This is a genomic window from Bacillus cereus group sp. BceL291 (assembly GCF_051776705.1).
Taxonomy (GTDB): Bacteria; Bacillota; Bacilli; order Bacillales; family Bacillaceae_G; genus Bacillus_A; species Bacillus_A cereus.
Genome location: NZ_JBPWAP010000133.1, coordinates 1 through 7,939 on the forward strand (window position 1 = coordinate 1; position 7,939 = coordinate 7,939).

Here is a 7,939-nt window from a genome sequence, read left to right on the forward strand (position 1 = left end):
TTTTACTGAAAGATAAGAAAAGTGAACTTTGAGGTTTGAATTAGCAATAAAGGTATGTTGTTAAACAATTGTAGGGAATAAAAAGAGGAGTGGGGGAATCCACTCCTTTTATCACGACAATTTGTGGTTTAAATTCAGTTTTTATCCCTCATACGTCTCAAATAACTTTTTCAAATACTCCTGTTTTCCTTCTGCTATGTACTGCTCAGCTTCTATCAAACGAGTCGCTAATTCATTCTTTGTTAGACGCATATATTGTCTATAAACATTCTTTAAACTTCTGTCAGGTTTTAATTGCCCAAACTCATGAAAGGAATATTTTTTATTTTTACGATAAGGAAGATGCTTTTCCAGCTCTTTTTGCTTTTTCTTATAACTCTTACTTTTTTCTTTATAATATGCATAGAGTTCTTCATGATTTCTAATGGTGTTAAAATGAATCCCTTTGCCTTGTTCATCAAGTTCTTTTGTCTTTTTAGATACATTGTGTAAGGTAACTTCTTTGCCCTCCGTAAGGAGGACATCTATTGCTTTTTTACCTAGTTTAAAGGAGTTAACCCTTCGTTTTTCATAATCGTTCTCTAAACCGCTTTTATGTCTTTTTAATGATAAGTTTTGGCTCATTCTCCTTATCTCTCCTATACTCCTCAATTAATGCTATTTCTTTCAATTCAACTTTCGCATCGTGTATCGTTTTTTTAAATTTTGTTACTTCCAATTTGAACCCTTTTTCTTGGTGATACTCCATTGATTTTTGTGCCCATTCTAAATAAGAAATTAACTCGTGCTTTTGTTCTGGTTCAGGTATTTTAGTACCACATCCTACACATGCAAACTTTATTGGACAAACCTTATTAGTGACACATGTACCCCCAACAGTTTTACTAAAAGGTCCACTAATTTCTCTCTGACGTTTAAAAATTTCTTGTAGCTCTTTTGGGTTTCTTAATACTTCCTTCATAATGTCAATTTTAGTAGTCATAGAAGTATGAAAGTCGAACACCAAACCTGTTACTTGGCTTTGGGTAGGTTGAGAATAATATCCTGTAACTGATACATCCTTTTGGTTAAGAATCATTGCTACGACATCAATCGGGAGTTCCTCTGCCTGTACCGCATGTGTCGCAAAACTGTGGCGTAATAAGTGTGGTTTCAGCTTTACTAATTTCTTGTCTTGTGTCTCATAAACCAATCCGAAACAGATGAAGTTTAAAACACATGCAAAAGTTATATGTCCAAAATGCTTACCGTGAAACTGAAATAAATAGGGTTGGTCTGGGCGCGATACACCCGTACTTTTACGATATCTAAATTCCACAGTTGGAAGTGAACCTTTATAATGTACATCTCTAAGGTAAAAACCAATTTCCTTTATTAAATCAAAAGTATCTTTGACGACATAAAAGATTGCAGGCTCATCTCTTCCTTTCGGAATAGCTCTAAACATGTACGCTGTTATCTCTTGATTTGTTTCTGAATCGATGACAATTCCCTGATCTAAACACCCTGTGCCAAAATGAATTTGCACCATTTCCCCTAACCTTGAACCTGAAGACGTAAATATATCTAGTGCTGTCGCACCGAATAGAGCTGTAATGTACAATACCTCAATGTTCATTAAAATGCCATCGGCATGATTCTGGTTTTCAGATACAAAAATACCTTGTGATAGAATGCCTTTGTGATTAGAATAGAAAGGCGTAGTAAGACCCTCAGAACCTAGTTCGCTATATCCGTACATCTCAAGTATTTTCAATTTTCTTTTTATTTTCTCTTCGCTTAAAGATTGATGCCAAATTCCGATTAATTGATGTTCCAAAATGGGTAAAAACCAAAAACCTTCAGTTTCTTCTACTGGTTTACCAGTTTCATCATCTAATACTTCTGCTTTTAAAAACTCGACGAAGTATTCATTGTTTTTATCTGAATAAGTCAATTTTTGTGCTTTTGCATTACCAATGGTTACTGAAGAATAATTGTCACTATGATGAAGTACGAAAGACGGTTTATCCCATAATCGAAAGGAAAAAAGCTCCTTTGATACATCTCCACGTTCTCCGTTTTCAATATAAGAAAATTCAAAAGGAAGAGGATAACCGTGATCTTTTACTAATTCCACAACCTCAAGGTATTTCTGTCGCAAACGCCTAACTTGATTCAAACGGAATCCACCTTCAGCACGAATTTTTAAAAAGTCTTTCGAAATTGCGTCTGTTTCGGACTTCCGTTTATTCTTTGCATTTTCAATTGCAGATTTTGTAACTTTAAAATCCCTGGGCTCCAAGTATGTTTGAGGGAATAAAAAAGGGGCAAACACTTCTTGTTGCTCCTTTTTTAATTTAGTCTCGTACCATTTTTGTACATGTTTGACTTCACTTTTATAGAACCTAAAGAATTCACTTCTCTTATGATCTGAATGGGCGGGGAGAATCTCCCCTCGTAAATAATTGGACAGATGTATATCCACATCAAAATCATTAACACTCGCTAGTTTTAGTTCTTGAAAGAGGTTCTTGAGACCGATACTTACTGCTATATTTACCCCGTAAATAGTCATGGGGTCTAAATTTTCATTGGACATTACCATCAAACCTAATGCTAAGTGGTTTGTAAAAGGGTGATTACAACAGTTGCTTTTGAAGTAACGCAAATGCTCGGGATTAACCTTATCCCAAAAGTAGCCTCGTTTATCTTGATAGGCAAGAATGTTGTCATCAACCTTGCCTTTTAATTCTTGATACCATAGTTTACTTTCTAATTTATTAATCACATTCCCACATCCTTAGATTAATGGATTAACTATTCAATTCATTAATAAAGTCCATTAATTCATGTCGTTTTTCAGGAATTTGAACAACCTTATTTCTAGGTTCAACCGAAGGTTGTTTAGCCTTCTTACGAGGCTTTAACGGATTTAAATACTCCTCCTGATCCTGTTTCATCTTTTTCAATAATTTATCATGCACCTTTGCCACATAATCTCTTTCATCAATATAGTGCTCATAGATTTTCATGGTGTCTGCTTTTTCGCTCCAATTTATATAAATTCTTAATTGTTCGATTGCATTATCCTGTTCTACCTTTGTCTTGTAGTTTTCACGAATTTCACGAATGTTTCGGGTTACGAACCAATGACGAGTTTTATGAATGTTGATTTTAATTTCTGCTTTTCCCATGATAGTTAACCAATTTTTTAGAAAGGCATCATACGTGTAGGGATTTCCATATTGATTAAGAAATATTGGAGTTTCATCAGGTGTGTCATTCATGTTTAAAGCACTTTTATTAACTTTCTTTCTCTCACCATGGATATATTTATCAAGTAATTTTAATGTGTCATTATCTACTCTCAAAAACTTTGTCCTTTTTCCATTGCTTCCTTTGTTAAAGGTGGCAAACTCATTCTTGTCATTCCTAGAACGATAGTCACCAAATGTAAGTTCAATAACCTCTCTTGCTCTTGCTCCGGTTTGAAATAACATTCGTGTAATAATTTCGTCTCTAAGTTTCCATTTACTTTTCGCTCCAGCCTTATCAATCATAGCAGGGAGATGAGGAGTATCAATAATCTGAGGTTTCCACTCGCCATTTATGACCTTAAAAAAAGAGTCGGTTAACCTTCTGAATCTTTTTGGTAAAGGTTCTTCTGTCCCTGCCTCATTGGGCATTCTGGGTTTTCCCTCCCTAATACCCTCTTTTAGGGTTTGGTGCTCTTCTAAAATAGCGTGCGTATCAATTAAGGGATTGGGATAAAAATACATCCTTACATGAATCATGATTTTGTAAAAAGATTTTAAAGCACTTAACAATCGACTAACAGTATTAGGGCTTTTATTTGTTAACTTTACATTGTAATGTGTTTTGCTATCGTTAGTTGAAATCTTACAATGAGCTTCATACATCAAATAGTCCTCTATGGATGCCCGTACAATGTGAGGTTCATCATTCCAATTTACAATTCTCCCCTGATAATTACTACCGGTACGAAGCCATGTAAAGAAGGTATAGAGGGTTTTAAGGTAGGATTCCGCACTGCTGTCTGAAACCCTACCCAATGCCTCCTTATAAAAAACCGTGAGAGGTAAGAAAGGAGTATGATGTTTGTCCATTACGATTAATTTAAACTTTTTAGGTTTTACCCCTTCAGGGCATTTAATATGGTAGTAATAATTGCTTTTCATCTCACATTAACCACCTTTATTCCTACTCCAACCAATTGTACAAAGGGATTTTCCCCATGCTTTGTTCCTTCAATCCCCCTCCCTCAAAATCACGTTGTGTGAAATCGACTAAACTTTTTTTCTTCTCATCTGTAATCGGATCTGGTGTCCACTTCTTCGTTATCGCTGCTTTGACAAACTTGAATGGAGCATCAATTGGTCTACTTTGTTGCCGTAAAATTAGACAAATTTTAAGTGCTTGTTCTAATGGTAAAGAAGTGAGAGCTTTATGTACTCCTTCCGGAGGGGAAGTAAGGGGTGCTATTTGATATGCTAATTTGACCAGCTCAAATTTGTTGTAATCAGTAGACGATGATTTTTTGCTTTGGATTTTTTTTAGAGAAGAGCCAGCTAGAGTTGCTACATCGCTTGCTGGTATCTTCCAACCTTCTTTGCGGCTGTTTTGGAATGCATTTGGAAAAAGCCCATCTTTTAGTTTTCTTTTTATGGTTTCTTCGTTTTTATAGCCCAGAAGGGCTGCTACTTCTTTAACTGAAAACCATTTTTCCATATAAACTCCTCCTTAAAGTGTTATTTCCATTATGTTGTTAAACAGATTGTACGTTCTGCTATGATGCCCCGATAGGAGAGAATTTAAGCAATAATGGTTGTATTTGTTACTTCGATGGATGTGGTAATAAGTCGACTGTACAATTAATTTACCTTCTCTTGAACCGAAAGAAATAGCAAAAATGGTGATAAAAGTGAATGACCACGCCACAAACAAGTTTTATATGTGGGTTTGAAATAAAGTAGCGATCTTTCTATATAATAAGTGACTAAATCAGATTCAATAACACTTGACTGAATCGAATTCAGTCGTTTATGATTGAATCAGATTCAGTCGTAAAAATAATACGGTAGGAGATAAATTATGAAAAGAATATCAAAAGAACCTGATATAAGGCGTCAAGAGTTAATGGATATAGGTTTTGAACTTTATATGAAAAACGGTATGGGAGGATTTAGCATAAAGGATGTCGTTAATCATGCAGGTGTAGCGACAGGTTTATTTTATTATTACTTTAAATCTAAAGAAGATTTTGTTGATGAGATTTTAAATGATTTTATTGTGAAAAATATAGAAATAATTCAGCAAATACTTACTTCGAATGAATTGCTCGTTATGCAAAAAATGAAAAATTCTCTAGATATATTTTGGACATTTATTGAAAAACTAGCACCATACAAAGATTCGAGTTCATTTCAGACAGAACAACATTACCTACTTGAGCAGAAATTATTTATGCAATTACAACCACTCATTCAACAAGTGATTGAGGATGGAGTAAAAATAGGAGTATTCCATACTGACAACTTATCTTTAACTTCTGGATTTATTTTATATGGTCTTAGCAGTATTGCCCATTCGGAGCTAAATTTAAATCTTGATACGAAGAAAGAGATGATTAATCTCATATTCACCACATTAAAGTACGATCAAAAAGAAGATATCTAAAATAGCACTATGGAATTTCTATTCCTAGATATGTTTTTAAAAAATACTTTGGTTTTACTCAGTAAACTGACTAACAATAATTTAAAAAAACGATTGTTGGAATAATAATTGATGAAGAGTAAAGGAGAATTAATATGAAAATTTATATTGAAGGAAAAAACATTTCACAAGAAGAACTTACAAAATGGAAAAAAGAACGTATTAAGAAAGTTTTCAATACATTAGGACATAAAGAGCCTCAAATACATGATACAGATGACATGATAAAAAAACTAACGGAACTAAAGTTAAGATATTCATACAATGAAATGTACGATAAGTTGAGATTTAAACTTAGACTGAGTGAGATGGGCATGCGTATTGGTACGGCTTTATCTGGTGAGAGACGGAAATTTTCAAAAACAAGTATTTATTTAGATGGGATTACAGCAGAAGAAGCGATAAATGGAATTGATAGTCTTATGCTTGAACAATCACGCGAGAATAATCAAGTGAATTTATCAGCTTGTCCTGATCACTATGTACTAAGACCTTTTGGAGAAAATCAATTAGAAGTTATAGAAACTACTGGTAATTCTCCATTTCCAGTTCAATTCTTTATTGTTTTTGGTGACGAAACTAGATTGCAAACACCTAGAGATAAGTCTTATCAATACCAATCAACAGGTGTAGCACGTATGAAAGACGGTACTATTATTGGTGGAGTTCGACATCAATTTAAAGATACTGATACTGGGATAGAAGTAAGTCTAGTTGTTGAGTTCCCTGCACTTTGTCCTAACAGCCTTATTAAATCGCATCAAATGCATTTAGCATGTGAGTTTTCTTACTGGTTACAGTGGATAAAAAATCAAAAAAATTAATAATGCAGAGCCTTCTTGAAATAAAAAACATAAGTTTTTTAATGTAATTAATCCTGAATTTATTGTATTCATTACACCTGACGACGACTTTGATATAATCAATGCCGTCGTTTTAATTTTTTATTTTTTAGAAAGAGAATATTCCGGTGGAATAGACTGGATTTTAATTTGATAAAACGGGGGGGGGAACTTCTATGTTTGCAATACTTCTAGCTATAAGTTTTGGAGCTGTTTTTGCTGTGCAAACAGCCATTAATGCTCAATTAAGAAAATTTGTGATTTCTCCTTTTTTAGCTTCAATGATCTCATTTGCTGTAGGGGTAATCTTCTTAACTATTACAATATTAATTAGTGGTTCACCATTAGGTATTCCACTAGACTTATTCTTGAACCAACCTATCTTTATATGGCTGGGGGGGATTGGTGGAGCAATTGCTTTAACCACCAATATACTTTTGTTTCCTAAATTGGGTAGTGTACAAACAGCAATAATGCCAATCTTGGGAATGACTCTGATGAGTATGCTAATAGATAATTACGGTTGGTTTAATTCAGTACAGTATCCTTTGGGATTAAGCCGAATCTTCGGCGTATTACTAGTCTTAATAGGTGTCTTTTTAGCTATAGCTAGACAAGAGAAAAGTGAAAAATATTCTTCTCAAACAGACAAGGAGAGCATGTTAAATCAATGGATTTGGCGTATAGTAGGCATAATGGCTGGTATGTTAATGGCTATACAAATTGCTATCAATGGTCAATTAGGAAAGGTTCTTCATTCATCTTCGCACGCAGCCCTTGTTTCATTCTTTGTAGGTACTATTATCTTAATTATAATTGTCGGAATAATAGACCGTTCTTACACAAATATTAAAGAACCTATTAAGCAATCAGCCCCATGGTGGATATGGCTTGGAGGGATATTAGGTGGGTCTTATGTTCTAATAAATGTATACCTCGTTGATCAAATTGGAAATGGACAAACTGTAATCCTTACTTTATTCGGTCAAATCATTGGTAGTTTGATGGTAGAACAATTTGGATTGCTTAACTCTTTGAAAAATCGAGTCAAGCCCATACAAATTTTCGGTTTAATTGTTATGATAGCTGGTGTTTTTTTAATCAGGGTATTTTAAATTGTTCATCAATATGTTTTTTGGGATAACAAATAGATCGTTACTTTATTTTTACAAGCACAATTAAACATCTTTATTCTTTTTACACAAAAGTAGTAATAAAGAGATTGAATGTAGTGATAAATGGGCGATAAAAGCATAAAAAATAGGTGTATCAACCAAATTGTTGATACACCTTTAAATTACGTTGTTAAACAACATACGTCGTCGTGTATTAATACTATATAATTAATAACAATCATTCATTCAGTATTACATATTAGT

General features: G+C 33.8%; 7 protein-coding genes. 3 read left to right on the forward strand and 4 right to left on the reverse strand.

Annotated features, from left to right (window positions below; all coding sequences use genetic code 11):
* Positions 1–141: 141 nt before the first annotated feature.
* From ACS2CR_RS32585 to ACS2CR_RS32600, 4 genes are read right to left on the reverse strand one after another with little or no spacing between them, the layout of a single operon-like run.
* A complete protein-coding gene (locus ACS2CR_RS32585; RefSeq protein WP_061113526.1) occupies positions 142–624 on the reverse strand; it encodes a hypothetical protein in 483 nt (160 codons plus the stop codon).
* Positions 593–2,770: a site-specific integrase gene (locus ACS2CR_RS32590; protein WP_309567950.1), complete on the reverse strand. Its 2,178-nt coding sequence runs from the start codon at positions 2,768–2,770 to the stop codon at positions 593–595. The genes ACS2CR_RS32585 and ACS2CR_RS32590 overlap by 32 nt, the downstream gene beginning before the upstream one ends.
* 25 nt (positions 2,771–2,795) lie before the next feature.
* Complete coding sequence (locus ACS2CR_RS32595; RefSeq protein ID WP_021728025.1) at positions 2,796–4,181, reverse strand: tyrosine-type recombinase/integrase; 1,386 nt, start codon at positions 4,179–4,181, stop codon at positions 2,796–2,798.
* Positions 4,182–4,203: 22 nt separating this feature from the next.
* Entirely contained in the window at positions 4,204–4,731 is a 528-nt protein-coding gene (locus ACS2CR_RS32600; protein ID WP_153602751.1) for a helix-turn-helix transcriptional regulator, read from the reverse strand.
* Between the two features lie 363 nt (positions 4,732–5,094).
* On the opposite strand from ACS2CR_RS32600, the gene ACS2CR_RS32605 reads away from it, so the two are divergent.
* From ACS2CR_RS32605 to ACS2CR_RS32615, 3 genes are all read left to right on the forward strand, one after another.
* Positions 5,095–5,679, forward strand: coding sequence for a TetR/AcrR family transcriptional regulator (locus ACS2CR_RS32605; RefSeq protein ID WP_000822612.1), 585 nt, complete (start codon positions 5,095–5,097; stop codon positions 5,677–5,679).
* 134 nt (positions 5,680–5,813) lie between these two features.
* A complete protein-coding gene (locus ACS2CR_RS32610) occupies positions 5,814–6,542 on the forward strand; it encodes a hypothetical protein (protein ID WP_000708315.1) in 729 nt (242 codons plus the stop codon).
* A gap of 194 nt (positions 6,543–6,736) precedes the next feature.
* On the forward strand, positions 6,737–7,675 hold the full coding sequence (locus tag ACS2CR_RS32615; protein WP_153602750.1) for a DMT family transporter: 939 nt from the start codon (positions 6,737–6,739) through the stop codon (positions 7,673–7,675).
* Positions 7,676–7,939 lie beyond the last annotated feature (264 nt).

What these genes read in the sequence shown, in the direction of transcription:
- ACS2CR_RS32600 (WP_153602751.1), bottom strand. Translation starts at nt 4,731, where the DNA reads ATGGAAAAATGGTTTTCAGTTAAAGAAGTAGCAGCCCTTCTGGGCTAT.
- ACS2CR_RS32595 (WP_021728025.1), bottom strand. Translation starts at nt 4,181, where the DNA reads ATGAAAAGCAATTATTACTACCATATTAAATGCCCTGAAGGGGTAAAA.
- ACS2CR_RS32615 (WP_153602750.1), top strand. Translation starts at nt 6,737, where the DNA reads ATGTTTGCAATACTTCTAGCTATAAGTTTTGGAGCTGTTTTTGCTGTG.
- ACS2CR_RS32605 (WP_000822612.1), top strand. Translation starts at nt 5,095, where the DNA reads ATGAAAAGAATATCAAAAGAACCTGATATAAGGCGTCAAGAGTTAATG.
- ACS2CR_RS32610 (WP_000708315.1), top strand. Translation starts at nt 5,814, where the DNA reads ATGAAAATTTATATTGAAGGAAAAAACATTTCACAAGAAGAACTTACA.
- ACS2CR_RS32585 (WP_061113526.1), bottom strand. Translation starts at nt 624, where the DNA reads ATGAGCCAAAACTTATCATTAAAAAGACATAAAAGCGGTTTAGAGAAC.